18 protein-coding genes are annotated in these 20,222 nt (G+C 50.7%); 14 read left to right on the top strand and 4 right to left on the bottom strand.

Annotated features, from left to right (window positions below):
* The first annotated feature begins 15 nt into the window (after window positions 1-15).
* From flgB to flgL, 11 genes are all read left to right on the top strand, one after another.
* Entirely contained in the window at window positions 16-420 is a 405-nt protein-coding gene (gene flgB / locus ACO0LL_RS17365; protein ID WP_422952101.1) for a flagellar basal body rod protein FlgB, read from the top strand.
* 15 nt (window positions 421-435) lie between these two features.
* Entirely contained in the window at window positions 436-840 is a 405-nt protein-coding gene (gene flgC / locus ACO0LL_RS17360; RefSeq protein WP_422952100.1) for a flagellar basal body rod protein FlgC, read from the top strand.
* A 22-nt stretch (window positions 841-862) separates the two neighbouring features.
* The gene (locus tag ACO0LL_RS17355; RefSeq protein ID WP_422952099.1) at window positions 863-1,537 is read left to right on the top strand and encodes a flagellar hook assembly protein FlgD; all 675 of its coding nucleotides are present in this window, start codon (window positions 863-865) and stop codon (window positions 1,535-1,537) included.
* A gap of 72 nt (window positions 1,538-1,609) precedes the next feature.
* On the top strand, window positions 1,610-2,947 hold the full coding sequence (gene flgE, locus ACO0LL_RS17350) for a flagellar hook protein FlgE (protein WP_422952098.1): 1,338 nt from the start codon (window positions 1,610-1,612) through the stop codon (window positions 2,945-2,947).
* 60 nt (window positions 2,948-3,007) lie between these two features.
* The gene (gene flgF / locus ACO0LL_RS17345; RefSeq protein ID WP_422952097.1) at window positions 3,008-3,748 is read left to right on the top strand and encodes a flagellar basal-body rod protein FlgF; all 741 of its coding nucleotides are present in this window, start codon (window positions 3,008-3,010) and stop codon (window positions 3,746-3,748) included.
* An 86-nt stretch (window positions 3,749-3,834) separates the two neighbouring features.
* Window positions 3,835-4,617 carry a flagellar basal-body rod protein FlgG gene (flgG, locus tag ACO0LL_RS17340; RefSeq protein WP_422952096.1) on the top strand — a complete coding sequence of 261 codons (783 nt, stop codon included), beginning with the start codon at window positions 3,835-3,837 and terminating at the stop codon, window positions 4,615-4,617.
* 45 nt (window positions 4,618-4,662) lie between these two features.
* On the top strand, window positions 4,663-5,331 hold the full coding sequence (locus ACO0LL_RS17335; RefSeq protein WP_422952095.1) for a flagellar basal body L-ring protein FlgH: 669 nt from the start codon (window positions 4,663-4,665) through the stop codon (window positions 5,329-5,331).
* A 71-nt stretch (window positions 5,332-5,402) separates the two neighbouring features.
* Window positions 5,403-6,491, top strand: a complete 1,089-nt coding sequence (locus ACO0LL_RS17330) for a flagellar basal body P-ring protein FlgI (protein ID WP_422952181.1) — start codon at window positions 5,403-5,405, stop codon at window positions 6,489-6,491.
* A gap of 9 nt (window positions 6,492-6,500) precedes the next feature.
* Entirely contained in the window at window positions 6,501-7,409 is a 909-nt protein-coding gene (gene flgJ, locus ACO0LL_RS17325) for a flagellar assembly peptidoglycan hydrolase FlgJ (protein WP_422952094.1), read from the top strand.
* Between the two features lie 115 nt (window positions 7,410-7,524).
* Complete coding sequence (gene flgK / locus ACO0LL_RS17320; RefSeq protein ID WP_422952093.1) at window positions 7,525-9,783, top strand: flagellar hook-associated protein FlgK; 2,259 nt, start codon at window positions 7,525-7,527, stop codon at window positions 9,781-9,783.
* An 8-nt stretch (window positions 9,784-9,791) separates the two neighbouring features.
* On the top strand, window positions 9,792-11,018 hold the full coding sequence (flgL, locus tag ACO0LL_RS17315) for a flagellar hook-associated protein FlgL (RefSeq protein ID WP_422952092.1): 1,227 nt from the start codon (window positions 9,792-9,794) through the stop codon (window positions 11,016-11,018).
* 94 nt (window positions 11,019-11,112) lie between these two features.
* On the opposite strand, the gene ACO0LL_RS17310 is transcribed toward flgL, so the two are convergent.
* The 3 genes from ACO0LL_RS17310 to ACO0LL_RS17300 all read right to left on the bottom strand — a co-directional run bounded on the left by ACO0LL_RS17310 (window position 11,113) and on the right by ACO0LL_RS17300 (window position 15,215).
* A complete protein-coding gene (locus ACO0LL_RS17310; RefSeq protein WP_422952091.1) occupies window positions 11,113-11,382 on the bottom strand; it encodes a hypothetical protein in 270 nt (89 codons plus the stop codon).
* Between the two features lie 120 nt (window positions 11,383-11,502).
* A complete protein-coding gene (locus ACO0LL_RS17305) occupies window positions 11,503-13,755 on the bottom strand; it encodes an OPT family oligopeptide transporter (RefSeq protein WP_422952090.1) in 2,253 nt (750 codons plus the stop codon).
* Between the two features lie 170 nt (window positions 13,756-13,925).
* Window positions 13,926-15,215 (bottom strand): MFS transporter, encoded by a 1,290-nt coding sequence (locus ACO0LL_RS17300; protein WP_422952089.1) that lies wholly within the window; start codon window positions 15,213-15,215, stop codon window positions 13,926-13,928.
* 464 nt (window positions 15,216-15,679) lie between these two features.
* On the opposite strand from ACO0LL_RS17300, the gene ACO0LL_RS17295 reads away from it, so the two are divergent.
* Window positions 15,680-16,540, top strand: coding sequence for a DUF1653 domain-containing protein (locus ACO0LL_RS17295; protein WP_422952088.1), 861 nt, complete (start codon window positions 15,680-15,682; stop codon window positions 16,538-16,540).
* Between the two features lie 49 nt (window positions 16,541-16,589).
* On the opposite strand, the gene ACO0LL_RS17290 is transcribed toward ACO0LL_RS17295, so the two are convergent.
* Window positions 16,590-18,098, bottom strand: a complete 1,509-nt coding sequence (locus tag ACO0LL_RS17290) for a peptide MFS transporter (RefSeq protein WP_422952087.1) — start codon at window positions 18,096-18,098, stop codon at window positions 16,590-16,592.
* A 169-nt stretch (window positions 18,099-18,267) separates the two neighbouring features.
* On the opposite strand from ACO0LL_RS17290, the gene ACO0LL_RS17285 reads away from it, so the two are divergent.
* A complete protein-coding gene (locus tag ACO0LL_RS17285; RefSeq protein ID WP_422952086.1) occupies window positions 18,268-19,257 on the top strand; it encodes an XdhC family protein in 990 nt (329 codons plus the stop codon).
* A gap of 28 nt (window positions 19,258-19,285) precedes the next feature.
* On the top strand, window positions 19,286-20,155 hold the full coding sequence (locus ACO0LL_RS17280) for a PhzF family phenazine biosynthesis protein (protein WP_422952085.1): 870 nt from the start codon (window positions 19,286-19,288) through the stop codon (window positions 20,153-20,155).
* Window positions 20,156-20,222 lie beyond the last annotated feature (67 nt).

The following is a 20,222-nucleotide window of genomic DNA, read 5'->3' as shown; positions in this document are numbered from 1 at the left end:
GCGAAGGAGAGAAAGATGGTTGGCAGGTTAGATGACTTTTTGAAATTCCATGAGGCTGCACTATCAGTGCGTGGACAGCGCCAGCAGTTGCTCGCATCCAATATTGCCAATGCTGACACGCCCAATTACAAGGCGAAGGATATTGATTTTTCCAGCGCGCTGAGCCATGCCCTGGGGCAAAACCTGAACCAGTCGCCAACTGCCTTGAGCAAGACTGCAGATCAGCATATCGACACTCCGGGTAGCGTGGCAGGCATGACACCACAATATCGGCCCACGGTACAGGGTAGTGTTGATGGTAATACCGTTGATATGGATGTGGAACGCAATCAGTTTACCGACAATGCCCTGCGTTATGAGGCCAGTCTGACCATCATCAATATGCAGATCAAGAATATGTTGGCAGCGATACAGGGATAATCAAGGATAACCATCATGTCACTCTTTAATGTCTTTAATGTTGCCGGATCAGCCATGAGTGCGCAGTCGCAGCGCCTGAATGTGGTGACCAGTAACCTGGCTAATGCCGACAGTGTCACCAGTTCAGACGGTACGCCTTACAAGGCCAAGCAGGTGGTATTCACTGCAGTGCCGGTCGCGGGCACGGCTTCTACAGCAGTCAAGGTAAATGAGGTTGTAGAAGATACTAATCCGCCTAAACTGATGTATGACCCAAAACACCCGATGGCAGATGAAAAAGGCTACGTCGCCATGCCGAACGTGAATGTAGTGGAAGAAATGGTGAATATGATTTCAGCATCACGTTCATATCAAAACAATGTAGAAGTCATGAATGCAGCAAAAACCATGCTGCTGAAAACCTTGACTTTAGGGCAATAAGATTTTCTGTAAGGAATAGATCATGGCTACCACTGGCGTACAAAGCAGCACCGTCGATCCAACATTGCTGGCGACGATGAACGGAGCAAAAGCTTCGACAAATTCGACTGAAGATGCAAAAAACACCTTCATGACCTTGCTGGTCACCCAGCTCAAGAACCAAGACCCGCTGAACCCCATGGACAATGCCCAGGTGACCAGCCAGCTTGCCCAATTATCAACGGTCTCGGGTATCGATAAATTGAATGCCTCTGTGACTGCCCTGGGTGCCAGTTTCCAGAGCGGGCAAAACCTGCAGGCTGCCAACATGATAGGCCATGGCGTGATCGCTCCGGGCAATACCATGGTAGTTACTGATGGCAAAGGGATTTACGGTGTTGAATTGCCACAGGCAGCCAGCAATGTTGACGTGGTCATACGTGACAGTTCAGATGCCGTAGTCCGGAAGATAACGCTGGGTGCCTTGCCACAAGGTGTGAATACTCTGACCTGGGATGGTAAAACCGATGCGGGTACGACTGCCGCCAACGGTGCTTACAAGTTTGAATTTGTCGCCAATGCGGCAGATAAAAAACTGGATGCAACCAGCCTTGCATTTGGCGTGGTATCCAGCATCACCTCTGGCTCTCAGGGCTTGAAGCTAAGTCTGCCGAATATTGGTGATATCAGCATGAATGATGTAAGACAAATTTATTGATCCTTGGAGTAATCCTGTATCAAATCCTGCAGTAAAAAGTGAACGAACTAGCCTAAGTAAGGGAGAAATATCATGGGTTTTCAACAAGGACTGAGTGGACTTAATGCCGCTTCCAAATCCCTGGATGTGATTGGTAATAATATTGCCAATGCCAGCACCGTGGGTTTCAAGCAGGGACAGACGCAATTTGCCGACGTTTATGCCAACTCACTGAATGGCTCTTCTGCAGGTACGGTTGGTATTGGTACCAAGGTATCGGGCGTGGTGCAGCAATTCACGCAGGGTAATATCTCAACGACGAATAACCCGCTGGATATTGCAATCAACGGTGGCGGCTTCTTCCGCATGTCGACCAATGGTGCGATTACCTACACACGTAATGGTCAGTTCCAGCTCGACAAACTCGGTAATATCGTCAATGCGCAAGGTGCACAATTGACAGGTTATGTAGCCAATGCCGCCGGTGTATTGTCGACTGGTGCCGCTGCGCCTATCAATATCAATACTGCTGATATTCCGCCTGCGCAAACAACGACCATCAATGCAGTCATGAATCTCGATTCGCGTAAGCTGGTTCCAGGCACGCAATTGCCAGCGACCATACCGCCAGTGATTACCCCTATCGCATTCAGTGCGACTGATCCGACTACTTATAGTAGCTCGACCTCGGTAGCGGTATTTGATAGTCTGGGTAACTCGCATGTGGTCCAGTCATTTTTTGTTAAACGTGACAATATTAATCCGGCTCCTCCAACCTTACCTGTCACCATCGAATGGGATGTCTTCGCTACGGTGGATGGTGTCTTGATTAATGGTGCTGGTGCTACAACAAATTCCATTACTCGCCTTGGCTTTGATAACCTGGGTAGATTGAGTAATGTGACGCCACAGTTTTCTGCAACTGATCCGCGTGCAACCACTTTGACAGTGCCCGTCAGTACAGGTGCGGTGACGCCAATTAATACAACACTGGATATCAAATACGATTTCACCGGTACGACGCAATTCGGTTCTGATTTCAGCGTTAGTAAAAACACTCAGGACGGTTATGCGTCCGGCAAACTGGCGAAGTTCAATACGGCCAAGGACGGCACTATCGTCGGTAGTTACACCAACGGCAAGACATCTGTTCTGGCGCAAGTGGTGCTGGCGAATTTTACCAATCCTAACGGTTTGCAATCGACGGGTGACAACCAGTGGATAGAAACGGCGGCTTCTGGTAATTCCCTGGTCGGCCCACCAAATTCTGGCGCATTGGGAACCTTGACTTCATCAGCGACAGAAGATTCCAATACAGATTTGACGGGTGAGTTGGTGAATATGATCACGGCACAACGTGTTTATCAGGCCAATGCACAAACCATTAAAACCCAGGATCAGGTTTTGCAGACGCTGGTCAACCTGCGTTAATAGTGATTTTTATTTGAATTGACATGCGTCTTTTAAATCTCAGGCAAACAGGAGCAGCTCATGGATAGACTGGTATATACCGCGATGACCGGTGCCAAGCATATCCTTGAGCAGCAGGCTACCGTCTCGCATAACCTGGCCAATGTCTCGACCACTGGTTTCCGGGCGCAGCTGGATTCATTCCGTGCCGTGCCTGTCAAAAGCGATGGTCTCGCTACCCGCGCTTTCGTCGTGGATGCCACGGTCGGTACTGATTTTTCTACCGGCGCCATGCAAAACACCGGGCGTGAACTGGATGTGGCAGTTGAAGGCAAGGGCTGGCTGGTGGTGGAGAAGGCAGATGGCACCGAGGCCTTTACCAGGCATGGCAGTTTGAAGGTCAATGAAAACGGTATTTTGCAAACCCAGAGTGGTTTGAATGTCGTCGGTGATGGCGGGCCCATCACCATACCGCCGGAAGTATCGATTGCGATTGCCAAGGACGGTACGGTATCGACCATACCGACCGGCACCAAGCCAAATGCAGTACAAGTCATCGGTCGCCTGAAGCTGGTCAATCCGCCGGAAGAAAACCTGGTGCGTGGCGATGATGGCTTGTTCAAAACCAAGGATGGCGTAGCCGTTGATGCTGATCCTCTGGTCGGTGTGGCTGGTGGCATGCTGGAAAACAGTAATGTGAATGTCGTCGAATCCATGGTCAACATGATTAATCTCGCGCGCAGCTTTGAAATGCAAATGAAGCTTTTGCAGAATGCCGAGAATAACGCCACTAAAGCCAGTCAGATCCTGACTTTGAGTTGAGTGCTGATGTAGCACAATAGCCTTGTAGAAGTCTTTGCCGCGAAGATAAAGCGACGCAAAGTAAACCAGGGCAAAAGGGGAAAGCAATGATACGTTCACTATGGATAGCCAAGACTGGCCTGGATGCGCAGCAAACGCAGATGGATGTCGTATCCAATAATCTGGCCAACGTCAGCACCAATGGCTTCAAACGTTCACGTGCCGTGTTCGAGGATTTGCTGTACCAAAATATACGCCAGCCCGGCGCGCAAAGTTCGCAACAAACGCAATTGCCGTCTGGCTTGCAACTCGGTACAGGTGTTCGCCCAGTCGCAACAGAAAAGATTTTCACGCAAGGCAATTTGCAACAGACTGGTAATAGCAAGGATGTGGCAATTCAGGGTCAGGGCTTTTTCCAGGTCTTGCTGCCTGATGGTTCTACTGCCTATACCCGTGATGGTTCCTTCCAGACTGATAACCAGGGGCAGTTGGTCACTTCCAGCGGTTTTGTGATTCAGCCTGCTATTACTATTCCTGCGAATGCACAATCGATTACGGTCGGACGTGATGGCACGGTCTCGGTGACCCAGCCAGGTTCAATCGCGCCTGTGCAGGTCGGCTCACTGCAACTGGCTACGTTTATCAACCCTGCCGGTTTGATGGCGATGGGTGAAAACCTGTATGTAGAAACTGCAGCCTCTGGCAACCCGGGGACGAATACGCCTGGTACCAATGGCGCCGGCTTGCTGATGCAAAGCTTTGTTGAAACATCGAATGTGAACGTGGCAGAAGAGCTGGTCAATATGATACAGACTCAGCGCGCCTATGAAATCAACAGCAAGGCGATCACTACTTCAGACCAGATGTTGCAACGACTGTCGCAACTGTAATGAATTAACCGGCATCCATATGGATGTACCCTGGTGAGTGAGCACATGATGACCTATACAAAATTATCCCTACTCTTGCCGCTGCTGGCACTGACGGCTTGCGCAATGACGCCGCCTCCCATCGTGCACCAGCCCACATCCATTCCGGCGCAATCGGCCAGACCGCAAAAGCAGGCGAATGGTGCAATTTTCCAGCAAGCCACTTATCGCCCATTGTATGAAGATGCGCGGGCCCGTCTGGTAGGCGACACTCTGACCATATCCATCGTCGAGAAGACCTCGGCAGGCAAGGCAGCTGCCGCGTCCAACAGCAAATCTGGTGCAGCGTCCTTTGCTGCCCCTACGGTATTTGGTGTGCCGGCAACGACCACGGCACAGGCCGGTCTGGCGACTTCTTCATCGACCAAATATGATGAAAAGGGCGCACAAACGGCCAGTAATAATTTTACCGGCACGATCGCTGTTACTGTCATTGATGTGCTGCCGAACGGGAATTTGCTGGTCAGCGGTGAGAAACAACTGGCTTTTGATAAAGGGGCAGAATTCGTGCGTTTTTCTGGTGTGATCAACCCCACCACGATAGCAGCAGGTAATGTTGTGGCTTCTACGCAGGTGGCAGATGCGCGATTTGAATATCGCTCTACATCGAAGATTGATATGACAGAAATGAGCTCCATGTTTTCGCGGTTTTTCCTTAGTTTCCTTCCTTTATAGCGGATTTTTTAGCAAACTCTCAGGGTAGTTTTATGAACGCACTTTCCACATCCAGAATGATCAGGGCAGCCATGCTTGCCATGGCAGTTATGACTGCCATGATCGCACCGGAAAGTCGGGCCGAGCGCATCAAGGACCTGGCAGGCATACAGGGCGTGCGGCAAAATCAGTTGCTTGGTTATGGGCTGGTGGTTGGTCTCGATGGCAGTGGTGACCAGACTACGCAAACCCCGTTCACAGTGCAGAGTATCATCAGCATGATGCAGCAACTGGGCGTCGCCATCCCGGTGGGAACCAGCCTGCAATTAAAGAATGTGGCCGCAGTCATGGTGACTACCTCCTTGCCAGCTTTTGCCCAACCCGGGCAGACCCTGGATATCACGGTGTCGTCCATGGGTAACGCAAAAAGTCTGCGTGGTGGCACGCTGTTGATGACACCTTTAAAAGGTGCGGATAACCAGATTTATGCGATGGCGCAGGGTAATGTGCTGGTCGGTGGTGTGGGTGCCTCGGCAAACGGCAGCAAGGCGCAAGTCAATCATCTGAGTGTCGGTAAAATTTCTGGTGGTGCGACGGTGGAGCGGGCGGTACCCAATTCAGTTTCACAGGGATCTACCATACAGCTGGAGTTGAATAGCTCTGATTTTTCTACCGCCAGCCGTGTGGTGGATGCGATTAACCGCCGCTTTGGCCCGGACACGGCAGCAGCCATGGATGGTCGTGTTATACAGGTGAAGGCACCAATTTCTGCCGATCAACGCGTGAGTTTTCTCGGCAATCTGGAAAATATTGATGTTACGCCAGCGCAAATGGCAGCGAAGGTGATCTTGAATGCCAGGACTGGCTCTATCGTCATGAACCAGGCAGTGACGCTGGAAACCTGTGCTGTCGCTCATGGCAATCTGTCTGTCGTCATCAATACTGACAATACGGTCAGCCAGCCAAATGCCCTGGCAGCCGGACAAACCGCACCTACTGCCAATTCAACCGTTACGATCTCGAAAGATGCGGGTCAATTGATGATACTAAAGGCTGGTGTTTCACTGGCTGAGGTGGTCAAGGCCCTCAATGCCATAGGTGCGACACCGCAAGATCTGCTAGCCATATTACAGGCCATCAAGGCATCTGGTGCCTTGCGTGCAGACCTGGAAATTATCTAAGGAATCGCGATGATAGGGCGCACCGATTTCACCGATAAAACAGCCTTTGACACCAAAGGTCTGGATGAGCTTAAACAGTCGGCCAGAAATAATTCGCCCGAGGCAATCAAGGGCGCTGCCCAGCAGTTTGAAGCGCTGTTCTTGAACGTGATGCTGAAGTCGATGCGCCAGGCAGGTGGTCAGGATGGCATGTTTGACAGTGAGCAAAGCCGTATGTACACCTCCATGCTGGACCAGCAGTTGTCACAGACCATGGCAAAGAAAGGTGTGGGCCTGGGAGATGTGCTGGTCAGGCAGTTATCAAATAATGCCATGAACCAGGCGCTGGAAGCAGACCCTGCCACCGGTTCCGGTAATCTGACCAACCCCGCCAGCATGCGCGGTATCAACACTTATCTCGACAACCTCAAATTCGAGCAAATGCCCGCGAATGCGCCAAAAACTGCGTTTACCGGACCAAACCACGTGCGCGAGTTCCAGGAGAAATTGTCTGCCCATGCTGAGCAGGCCAGCCAGGAAACCGGTATCCCCGCCAAATTCATGTTGGGCCAGGCTGCTTTGGAAAGTGGTTGGGGGCGCCGTGAAATCAAGACCGTGGATGGTTCGACCAGCCATAATATCTTTGGCATGAAGGCGACCAAGGGCTGGAAAGGCAAGACAGTTGATGCAGTTACAACAGAATATGTGAATGGCGTAGCCCAGCGCAGGGTTGAAAAATTCAAGGCTTACGATACTTATGCTGATGCATTCAAAGACTATGCTAAATTGATCACCAAGAATCCGCGTTATGAAAACGTGATGGCTAATGCCAAAGATGCAACAAGCTTTGCCCAGGGCTTGCAAAAAGCCGGTTATGCGACCGACCCTGAGTATGCCAACAAGCTGACAAAGATTATCAAAAACTCCCTTTCTACGTAATCTCACCATAGGTTTCTCCAGTGAAAGTGCAATCAGATTAAAGTTTTACCGAAACGCACCGAAAACATGATTGATGGCACTGGGTGGCTAACTTAGCAAAAGAGCAGGTTCAATTATGGGTTCAAATATATTTGGTATTGGGCAATCAGCACTGTCCGCTGCACAGCTGGGCATTGCGACGACCGGTCATAATATTGCCAATGCGTCAACTCCTGGCTATAACCGCCAAACTATCCTGCAAGCTGCGAATGAACCGCAAAATCTCGGCGGCTCATTTATCGGGCAAGGGGTGTCGGTTACGCAGATACAGCGCCAATACAATTCTTTCCTGGCTGGTCAGGTCAATGCTTCCCAATCAACAAAAAACCAGGCTGATGTGTATTACAGCCAGATCAGTCAGATCAATAACCTGGTGGCAGACCCCACCGCAGGTGTGACGCCTGCTTTGCAAGATTTTTTCAAGGCTTTCCAGAATCTGGCTGCCAGCCCTAACGGTACGGCTGGCGCTGCTGCGCGCCAGGCTGCATTGTCGTCAGCACAATCGCTGGCTGGCCGCATCAATGGTTTGGAAACACGTCTCGACCAGATCACTGACGACGTCAATGGGCAAATTGGTACGACTGTCGGTGCCATCAACAGCTATGCTTCGCAAATAGCCAGTTTGAATGACACTATAGAAAGAGCCAAGGGTCTGTCTAGCAGTAATAGTGGCCCCAATGATTTGTTGGATCAAAGGGATCAACTGATCACTGAACTGAGCAAGCTGACCAAGGTCAGCGTTGTGCCGCAAGGCGAAAAATATAATGTGTTTATTGGCAATGGCCAGCCACTGGTACTTGGCAGCAATGTGACGCAACTGCAAGTCGGCCAGTCATTGACTGACCCCAGCCGTACTGAAGTTTCTTACCTCGTCAACGGTTCTTCAGTCTTGTTGCCTGAAAATAGCTTTGGCGGTGGTAAACTTGGCGGCTTGTTCGACTTCCGCTCAAGTACACTGGATGTCGCCAAAAACAGCATAGGCAGGATAGCGATAGGCCTGGCCACGCAATTTAACGACCAGCAAAAACTGGGGCTGGATTTGAACGGACAGGTTGGTGGCGACTTCTTTACAGTTGCGGCTCCCGTATCAACACCGAGCGCACTCAATACGTCTACGGCTGCGATCAATGCGTCTATCACTGATACAAGCGCTTTGACGACCAGCGACTATCGCCTGCAATTTGTGGGCGGCAATTATAAAATTACCCGTTTGTCTGACGGTGCAACGCAGTCTTCTGCAACTTTGCCTTTGAAATTTGATGGTATTAATTTTCAATTGGCCCCACCGCCGGCTGCGGCAGTTCCGGCAGCAGGCGATGAATTCCTGATCAGGCCGACAGCAGCAGGTGGTTCGAGTTTGGCGGTGGCGATTCAAGACCCTGCCAAGCTGGCCGCAGCTGGACCTTTGACGACATCTTTCCCGACCACCAATACGGGCACGGGCAAGATCAGTGTTGGTGTTGCCGATTCGCAGGTGGCATCTGCCAGCAATTCTGCAACGGCGACGATTAGCCCGGCAACTGCTGATGATTCTTATGTTGGTTCGACCCTAAATTCACCAGTCAACCTGACATTTGCTTCGCCAGCGAATACTATTTCCGGTTTTCCTGCGGGTGCAACGGTATCTGTTAAAGTCGGCGCTGTTACAACTACTTATCCGCCACCAGCGACTGTGCCTTATACCAGTGGTGCAACGATCAGTTTTAGTGGCGTCAGCTTTTCTATCAAGGATGGTGCTGCTCCGCCAGCCAATGGTGATGTGTTTACGGTATCCAAGGCTTTGCCGATAGCACCTAGTACGCTGACATTTAACTCCGCTGGTAATACGCTCACTGGTTTCCCGGCTACGGCCAATGTCACGGTAACAAATGCGGGTGTAGCAACCACTTATCCGGCAGGTACGGCAGTACCATATACATCTGGTTCCACGATCAGTTATAACGGCTTCAGCTTCTCTGTGTCAGGTAACCCTGCCAATGGCGATGTGTTTAATATTGCCCCTAATACCAATGGCTCAGGTGATAACCGGAATGCGGTTTTGTTGAGCAATCTGCAAACGAAAAATACCGTAGGGGGTGGCACGACTACCTTTCAGGGTGGTTATGCCCAGTTCGTCAGCCTGGTGGGTAATAAGGCGCATGAATTGCAAATTACCAGTGCTTCAGAAACAAAATTGCTGGCGCAAAATATCACTGCACAGCAAACTGAATCAGGTGTGAATCTCGATGAAGAAGCCGCCAACTTATTGCGCTATCAACAGGCATATCAGGCGGCAGGCAAGTTGATGCAAATTGCAAGTACATTGTTTGACTCCTTATTGGCGTTGGGCAGATAGAGGTTATTATGCGTATCAGTACCAGCACTATTTATCAAACTGGCGGCTCCAATATTAGCGATCTGCAGTTCGGTTTGAACAAGACCCAACAGCAAATCGCTGCTGGCCGTCGTGTATTGACACCGGAAGATGATCCGATTGCCTCTGCACGCGCGCTGGTGATTTCCCAGTCAGATTCTTTAAATACCCAGTTCGCCACGAACAGGCAAGCTGCCAAGAATAATCTCAGTATTGCTGAAAGTACGCTGAGCAATGTTACCGATACGCTGCACAATATCAAGGCGTTAATTGTGCAGGCAGGCAATGGTTCTTACAACGATACCGACCGTGGATTTATCGCCCAGCAATTGCAAGGCAATCTTGATCAGTTATTTGGTCAGGCAAATGCGACTGATGGTGTCGGCAATTACTTGTTTTCTGGTTTTAATACGACTACCGCCCCTTATACCAAGACAGCGGGTAGTGCTGTTTATAATGGTGATCAGGGGCAGCGCTTTATCCAGGCAGACACCTCAAGGCAAATACCCCTCAGTAGCCCTGGCATAGATATTTTCCAAAATATCCGTACTTCGGCTGGCCAGTTCAATGTGCAGTCTAATCCGTCCAATGTAGGTACTGCAGTTGCTACGGCGGCGATCAATACTCCTACCTCAGCGAATCTGACGGGTAATAATTACGAAGTGGCGTTTGATAATCTGGGTACTTCATTTACTGTGACAAATAAAACCACAGGTAATGTGGTGGTTCCATTGACTCCGTATGTTAGCGGCGCGACGGTTACCTTTGATGGTATAGATTTGAATGTCACCAACGCGGGTGGCCCACCAGTTGCTGCGCCTGGCCCAAACGATAAGTTTTCAGTGCAGCCAGGTAATCAAAATATTTTTGAAACTGTCACCGATATCATCAATGCCTTGAATACGCCTGCTGGTACTGCGGCAGCAAAAAAAGATTTGACGGCAGCACTGACACAAGGCAATAACAATATCGACAAGTCTTTGAATAATGTATTGACCGTGCGTGCGCAACTCGGTACCAGCCTGAAAGAGATTGATGACCTTGATAGTGAGGGTGATGCCAAGGGCGTCGCTTTCAAACAGGATTTGTCTTCCTTGCTGGACCTGGATTATGCCAAGGCGATTACAGAGCTCAATCAGCAACAAACTACCTTGCAGGCAGCGCAGCAGTCCTTCGTTAAGACATCTGGCCTGTCTCTGTTTGACTATATCCGTTAAGAGTTTCTGATGCAGATTTAAATTCAGGTTTAAACTCAGGTTCAAAAACAAAAAGCAGCCGAGGCTGCTTTTTGTTTTCAGGTCATCCTGATGCTTAAATTTTTTCCATATCTTCTGCATCAAGTGCTATGACATGGGTTTGCATGATGCCACGTTCATCATGCCATTCGCGCACGACGCAGGGCGCACCTTCTTCATCCATGGCAATGACTTTGAAAAACTGGCCTATCATTGATTCTATGAGGATACGTTCATCTTCAGGAAAACTTTTGATAAATCTTTTGTCGAGATTGACTACGCGAACGATATCGCCCACGACGACGGGTTGGTTTTTGCAATCGACAGCGGCTTGAGGTGCAGACATGGCTATTTCCGGTAAATTATTTCGGATATTGTACTTGGTCTCGATCATTCTGCCGCTGGCAAAATAAAAAAGGCTTGATTGTTTCAAGCAATCAAGCCTTTCAGATTTCAACTGTTGGTGTCAGGAAGTTTTCTTTTCCCGTGCTACCCAATACAGCGCAATGATGATCAATGCGTAAGGGATCATGGACAGGGCATTGGCATTGACACCTTCAAAGAAGGGGTTGTTTGCCGTCGCCCAGTCGCCGATTTTCTTGTCAAAATCAGTCAGGATACCTGCCGTGAAGGCAATTACAATACCAGCCAGCGCACCACCGGCAATATAGCCGGAAGACAGCAAGACACCAGAACTGCGGTCGCCCGCTGCTTGCTTCTCTTCTTCACTGAGATGCTTGTTGTGCTCCAGCTTGTTGTTACGACGATCTACCGCCCAGCGTATCATGCCGCCAACAAACAGCGGGGCAGAGGATGATAGTGGCAAATACACGCCCACCGCAAAGGCCAGCGATGGGATGCCTGCCATTTCCAGTACCAGCGCAATCATCACGCCAAACAAGACCAGGGTCCATGGTAGTTGCCTGTCCAGGATACCCTTGATGATGTAAGACATCAGCACGGCTTTAGGTGCATCGTATTTCTTGACTTCAGTACCATCAGGGCGTTTGTTGTAAGCACCATTGATACCCGGGTCAACCAGATAGATTGCCTTGCCTGCATTATCGACAAAGTATTTACCGGCAGGGCCGCCGACATTGTCATTCTTGTGCCAGACCTTGTATGTGCCTTTATCTGTATCAGCCTGTGGGCCTTGCAGTTGTGCAGTGTCGGTCAGTTTTGATGCATCTGTCTGCAGAGCTGGGGCAACTTGCGCTGCTGGTACATAGACCGTGCCAGAATCATTCAACTTCAACAGGATAGGGCCAAGTATCAGGGCAGACGACAGCGCACCTGCCAGAATTGCATATTGCTGCAAACGCGGTGTCGAACCAACGATGTAACCGGTTTTCAAATCCTGTGATGTAGTACCAGCATTGCTGGAAGCGATACAGACGATCGCACCGACTGACAGGGCGGTGACATAGTACTGACCACCAGTCCAGCCCATGATCAGGAAAATCAGGCAAGTGAACAGCAGGGTCGCTACTGTCATGCCAGAGATAGGGTTGGAAGAAGAGCCAATCTCACCAGTCAGACGGGACGATACGGTGGCAAACAGGAAGCCGAACACCAGGATCAGCAAGGCACCCAGGAAGTTCATGTGCAGCGGTGTCGCAAATGTAATGACAGCAATAATGGCCAGCGCACCGATGACTACCCACTTCATCGGGATATCCTGGTCAGTACGCAGCGGTGCAGTGGCTGCCGCTGCGCCTTTACCGAGACCGGACAAACCAGCCGACAGGCTGCGCCAGATAGTCGGCATCGCACGCATCAGGCTGATCAGGCCACCGGCCGCAACCGCGCCAGCGCCGATGTACAGAATGTAAGCGCCACGCACATCATGTGAGCTCATTTCGCTGATAAGCTTGGTTCCAGGGGCCAGAGGCACACTCAATGCATCACCAAAGAACTTGATCATGGGTATCAGCAAGAGATAAGACATGACACCACCAGCTGCCATGACGGATGCAATACGCGGGCCGATGATGTAGCCTACGCCCAGCAGCTCAGGCGATACTTCTGCGCCCAGCGAACCACCTTTGAGTGGGGCACCGAATACGACTTCCGGCGTATCTTTCCAACCCTTCAAAGCGACGTTGGCGATCTTGTATAAAAGACCGATACCAAAGCCGCCAAAGATAATCGCCGCACGTTTGCTGGCATCATCTGCTGCGTTGGGATTATTTGTTTCACCAGCAGCTTCGCGGGAAGAATCAGTCGCTGCTGCCTTCAAGACCTCGGCACAGGCCGTGCCTTCAGGGTACTTGAGCTCATCGTGCTTTTCCACGATCATGGTTCTGCGCATGGGGATCATGAGCAAGATACCCAGCAAGCCACCTAGACAGCCAACCAGCATGACGCGGGAAATTTCCAGATCAAAACCCAGAATGAGGATGGCTGGCATGGTCACGCCAAGGCCAAAGGCCAGGGACTCACCTGCGGAGCCTGCGGTCTGGGTAATACTGTTTTCCAGAATAGTCGCATCTTTCGCGCCCAGCTTATTACCCAGACGGAACAGGGTGATGGCAATGACGGCTACCGGTATCGAGGCACTGACAGTCAAACCGACCTTAAGTACCAGATACAATGAAGATGCACCGAAAACCATACCAAGTAATACACCCATGATCAGGGCTCTTGCGGTCATTTCGGGGAGGTGGGCTGAGGCCGGGATGTAGGGCTTGAAGCCCGGCTTGGCATCAAGTGTTGACATTTCTGTTGGCATTGTTCTACCTATTTGTTGTCAAAAAAGCTGAATAAGAGGGTGATCTGTTTCAGCGCAGCGAATAAACAATCCCCCTCCGTCTCCTGAGGGGGATCAATGAAAAAACATAAATATCCGCGCATTATCACGCTTTTTTCAGCCTGTTTGCAATGCCATCCTTAAACTTGTTGCATCTCCTCTTGTTTACTGAGGCGCGGCAAGACCGTGATGCCGCGGATGATAGGATTTTTCGCAGCAAGTATTGCCAGCAACAGCGCTGCCACACCGGCAAAACCCAGGGCATAACGCAAACCCATGTGCTCACCCAGCCAGCCGCCAATCAAGGCGCCAGGGCCTGCCGGTATCAGTATCAGCCAGCGCATGGTGCTGGTCATGCGGCCCAGCATGGCTTCTGGTGTAACTGCCTGACGCAAAGCCAGGAAGTTGATAAAGATCATGACGCCGCCTATGGAGAAACACATCAACATGAAACCAAATGCAGCGATGCCCCAGTTATTGCTTGGTGCCAAAGCCAGCAAACCCCAGCCCAGACCGCAAACAGCCACACCCAGCACCATGCAGGGGCCAGGCCCGATATTGCGGCTAATGCGGCTGCCATACACACTGGCAATAATGGTACCCACACCCATACCCATATAGCTGAGACCAACTGCCTGTTCAGACAAGCCCAATTCACGCGTGGCAAACAGGATTTGCACGACCAGCGCAGCGTTATAGCAAAGCTGCCAGCCACCTACTGTCAGTGCCAGTGCAATCAGCAAAGGTTTATTGGCGACAAAGGACAGGCCAGCCTTCAAGTCACGCCAGAAATGTGCATCTGCACGTGGCTCCCTGACTTCATTGACATGAATGCCGCGCAAGATCACAGCGGATGTCAGTAAAAGAATGGCATCAGCCAGCAAAGCTATTGGTGCACCCAGCAATTTGATCAATGCGCCAGCCGTTGCAGGGCCTGCAACTTCAGCTCCTGAGGTTGCCAGAGCATTTTTTGCGTGTGCTTCCACCAGACGGTCACGCGGCACGATCTGCGTCAGCACAATTTGGGAAGCCGTACCTGCCGTGGTGTTGACGACACCGATCATGAAGCCAACTACATATAGCCAGCTCATGTTCAGATAACCCAGCCACCAGGCTACAGGCACGCTGGCGACCGAGATGGAGATCATGATTTCGCCAACCACATACACTGGCAGCTTGCGTACCCTGTCCAGCCATACGCCAGAAGGCAGTGACAGCAAGACAAACGGTAGTATCTCCATGAAGGTCAGCATGCCCATCTGGGTGGCACTGGCGTGCAGCAACAGGGCGGCAGTCAGCGGCAGGGCCAGCATGGTGACCTGGGCGCCAAACGAGCTGATCAGTATCGAAGTCCAGAGGCGCCGATAGACAAGATCGCGTAATAAATCCCTTTCCGGGAGCGAAAACAGTCCTAAGATTTTATTTTTCATAATGAGCAATACAATAATTTGCCCGTGTCTTTATTCTTGACGAGATGAATAGTAGTACACAGGTCTGGGCGTCTATGCGCAACCAGGTTGGAGCAAAAAAAGCAAAGATGGATGATATGTAATGCCTGGTTTGGCCTGTATGACTGAACAAACTGGGGCAGTGATTACTACCGTATCATCGGAGCATCTGGCGGCTAGCGCAGATTAGTCGAACTCGTAGAGCTATTCGAACTTAATGGGGCTTGGGGTATGCGCAAAGCTACGTCGCCAGTGCTGAAAAGCCTGGTTGCACCACGGTGTTACTAGTGACGCTGTAGTTTGCAAGTGCATTTACCCGAGTCCTGAGGGTTGAAAGTGAATGAAAATTGAATCAGAAAATTACCCCGCGTCACAGATTTTTATTGACGCACAGTACAGATAGATTGTATTGCTCTTCATAAGTTCCCGCTAGTGAAAAAAATATGATGTTTGAAAAACCTGTAGTCATGATTGACTTTGAAACCTCCGGTATGTCACCAGACCAGGGAGGACGTGTTACAGAAGTTGCTGCCTTGCGCATAGTCGGTGGTGAAATCGTCGATCGTTATGTCAGCCTCATCAACAGCAATGTGCGTATCCCTTACTTTATTACTGAATTGACAGGCATTACCCAGGCTATGGTGGATAAAGCACCGCCAGTATCTGAAGTATTGCCTGAGCTCGTGGAGTTTATCGGTACTGATACATTGGCTGCCCACAACGCCAGTTTTGATGAAAAGTTCTTGTTGGCCGAGAGTGACAGGCTGGGCCTGTGGCCTGCTCATGACGGCGTGATTTGTTCCGTCAAACTGGCGCGCAGAGTATTTCCTGGCTTGAGCACTTATTCTCTGGGGCCATTGGCGGCTTCCATGGGCATACGTTTCAAAGGTTCTGCTCACAGGGCAGAGGCAGATGCAGAAGTCGCATCAAATCTGATCCTGCGCATAGCCAGCGAGCTGGGCCAGCGCTATGGCTATGCTGCGATAGACCCGCGTTTGCTGCAAGACATTAACAAGCTGGCCGCAGTAAAGGTGCCAGCATTCTTAAAAAAGCACAGAGCAGCTGAGATTGCGGCTGATGCGGCGCCGGTGCCCTTGATAAAGACCAAGGGTGTGCAACGCTTTCGCCATTACAAAGGCGGGATTTATGAACTGGTGTGTGAGGCAACACAAGAGTCTGACTTAAGCCCTGTCATAGTCTATCGCTCGCATGATGGTTCCATCTGGACCAGACCCAAGTCGGTCTTTTTTGAAATGCTGCAGATCAATGGCGCAGAGGTCATGCGTTTTACTCCCATCAAGGAATAAAAAAGGCGGGCACATTTCATCGTGCCCGCCTTGCCTGTTGCTTTTCTTATTATGCTGGTTCTGCCTGTGCAACCGGGCTTGCTGCTGCTGATGCCTCCTTGGCAGGTCCATCGGTAATCAGTTTGCGCAAGACAGGGATCAGGACGATGAGGACGATGCCGACACCAACACTGCTCCAGCCCAGCAAGGAGAAGATGTAGTTATAGGTTGGATTGGTGGATGAGGCCAGACCCTCGGTCGCCTCAGGTATCAGGCCTGAGAATTTGCTGGCCAGGATAGATGCTGTGCCTGTTACCAGCATCCATGTGCCCATCATGACGCCCTGATATTGGCGTGGCGCCAATTTGCCTATCATGGCATAACCGATAGGCGAAATAAGTAGCTCAGCAATACTTTGCAGGATGTAGCTAATAAATATCCATTTGAAAGCCACCAGGCCGTTGCTGGCAGCAGTTGCTATACCTATGGGCAGGACAAGGAAACCCAGGCCGATGAGTATCAGTGCAGCAGAGAACTGGCGTGGGATATCAATATTCCAGCCCTTGGCACGCAAATTGTCGAACAACATCGCCATCAGCGGGCCACCAAACATGATGACAAAGCTATTGATGTTTTGTATCCATTGCGGCGCCACTTCATAACCCCAGACCATGCGGTCTACATTGCTGACGGCAAACAGTTGCAAACCCATCGGGGCCATTTGATACAGTGTCCAGAATACCAGCGAGCCTATGGTCAGCAAGACGTAGGCCGTCATATTATTGCGTTCGCGTGGTTCTTTGTGAATGGCAGTCAGGATGATGAAAATGACAGCAATCGCAATGCTGATGATCATGACCAGGTTGCCAGTCATCTCAGCGCGGTGCAGCATGAATTCAACCAGTGGTACCAGACCAGCCATGACCGCCAGACCGACCAGAAAGCGCCAGCGGAACTGGCTTGCGGTGGCATCGAGCAGGGTCGTGTTCAAATCACACAGTCTGCGCCAGTTAATTGCTGCCAGCACGATAGCCATGAAATTGCCTATGGTGGCAAAGATAAACAGGCTGGCATAGTCTTCTTGCAGCTGATAATAACCGGCAGCGGTGAAGCCAATAAAAAACCCCAGGTTCATGCCTGCATAATTCCACAAGAAGGCGCTTTCGCGGCGATTGTCTTCTGGTTTGAAGCGTTGCGTCAGCATAAGGTTCAGACAGGTAACATTCAAGCCACTACCCGTCAGGAAAAATGCCAGGCCCCAGTACATGGTTGCGGAAGTGCCTACGGAAATGGTCGCACAGCCTATGACTTGCAGGATCATGCCGCTAACAAACAGGTTGCGGTTACTGATAAAACGACCGGCCAGATAACCACCAAACAAATGCAGACCATAATTAAATGCACCAAACACACCCATGATGGCGGTGGCATCCTTAGCCGTAAAACCCAGCTTTTTGGTCGCATATAGCACCAGGGTGGAATACAGTACGGCAAAGCCCAGGGTGGCAAAAATCTGTATGAAAAACAGTGCGCCTGCGCCTTCGGGTACGGCAGCCAGTCTTTGTTTAATTGTGGACAAGGTGGTCTCCAGAGTGGTGGTCTGGCAGGCATTGTAATGCAAAGAAATACTGGAAATAAGACAATTTGTATAGATAATTTCTATGGGGAAGGTCAAAGTCAAAATCATGCGAAAATGACTCATTAATAAGTTCGCCTCACAGCCAGATAACAGGAAAACATAGCAAGCAATGGACAGCATAGATCTCGAAGTACTCAAAACCTGCGATGCCTGGATCAAGGCAGGGCAGCCCTGTGAACTGGTCACTGTCATCAAGACCTGGGGGTCCAGCCCAAGGCCCGAAGGCGCAACGCTGGCTATTGCCGGCAATGGACAGGTGGTAGGTTCTGTCTCCGGTGGGTGTATAGAAGATGACTTGATAGAAAGAGTGCAGCGCGAAGGCATGCAGCGTCATTTGCCAGAGATCGTCACCTATGGCATCACCGCCGATGAAGCACACCGTTTTGGCCTGCCCTGTGGCGGCACGATAGAACTGGCAATAGAACCCTTATCAGCACGCAGCCAGCTCGATGCCTTGTTACAGGGTTTGCAAAAACATGAATTACTGGCGCGACGTCTGGATTTACGTACCGGGGAAGTAACCCTTGCCAAGGCTGACCCGGGTCAGCAATTGCAGTTTACCGAAGATGCCTTGACAACCGTACACGGCCCGCGCTGGCGCTTGCTCATCATAGGGGCAGGGCAGTTGTCACGCTTTTTGGCCAGTATCGCAGTCGGGATGGATTATCAGGTCACAGTCTGTGACCCGCGTGAAGAATACCGCAGTGGCTGGCAAGTCGAGGGTGTGCAATTGATACATGCGATGCCTGACGATCTTGTACTGGAAATGCAACTGGATAGCCGTAGTGCTGTCGTCGCACTGACGCATGACCCCAAGCTTGACGATCTGGCCCTCATGGAGGCCTTGAAGTCCAATGCTTTTTATGTCGGTGCTATCGGTTCGCGCATCAACAATGCCAAACGACGTGAGAGATTAAAAGAATTTGACGTCAATGACGAACAACTGGCAAAACTCCACGGCCCCATAGGCTTGTATATAGGCAGTAAGACGCCGGCCGAGATTGCGATTTCCATACTGGCTGAACTGACTGCAGTAAAAAATCGCATCCTGCTGCCTGCGGAAGTTAATGTCGCCCATGCCAAATCGACACTTGCCTGATTTTTGAAGAAAAAATAGTGAAAAAACAATGACTAACTACGCTTTCCGTCTCTTGAATGTGTTTGCTGAAGAAACCTTGGGCGGTAACCCGCTTTGTGTATTTGAAAATGCCACAGGCATGTCGGATGAGCAAATGCAGGCCCTGGCCTTGCAATTTAATTTGTCTGAGACAGTGTTTGTATTACCCTCAGATGTCGCTACCGCCAGAATGCGCATCTTCACGCCCGATACAGAAATGCCCTTTGCCGGGCACCCCAGTCTGGGTACGGCGCAGGTGGTTGGCAGCCTTAGCAATTTCAACCAGATTACGCTTGAGTGCAAAGCAGGCCTGGTCGATTTGCGCCTTGAGAATGGCATATGGACACTGACCACGCCGCACAAGGGTGAGCCTGTGGTCAAAGCTAGCGGTTTATCTGTCGCCGAAGCAGCTTCTCTGCTTGGGCTGGGTGATAGTGACATTCATTCTGCGCCGTTGTGGATCAACACTGGTAGCGAACAAATGCTGCTCGCGCTGAATTCACGGGACGCAGTTTTGCGTGCCACTCCAGATGTCAGTAAGTTGCCAATCTGGCCTGCCAATAGCCTGGGGCGCAAGTCTGTCTATGTATTTGCCTTTGATGAACCAGCGTCAGATGACGAACGTCTGGCGGTAACAGCGCGTTATTTCTTTGCTAAGCAAGGCGGCGGCTTTGCAGAAGACCCGGGCACAGGTTCTGCCTGCGCTAACCTGGGTGGCTGGTGGCAGCATCAGGGGCGTGATTTGCCCATCAGCATGCGTATAGCCCAAGGCGCGCAAGTCAGGCGGCCATGCAAGCTTTATCTGGATGTGGCGACAGACAAGAGCATACGGGTAGGTGGCAAGGTGATAGAAATTGCACAAGGCCAGCTGCAAATCTAGGCAAATTCTTCTGAATCGGGCTTAAATCAGGCTGGGCAGCATATAAATAGACATAAAGCACGGGAAT

The sequence above is a fragment of the Undibacterium sp. TC4M20W genome, from assembly GCF_049340245.1.
GTDB lineage: Bacteria > Pseudomonadota > Gammaproteobacteria > Burkholderiales > Burkholderiaceae_D > Undibacterium.
This window is presented reverse-complemented; position numbering and strand designations above follow the sequence as displayed.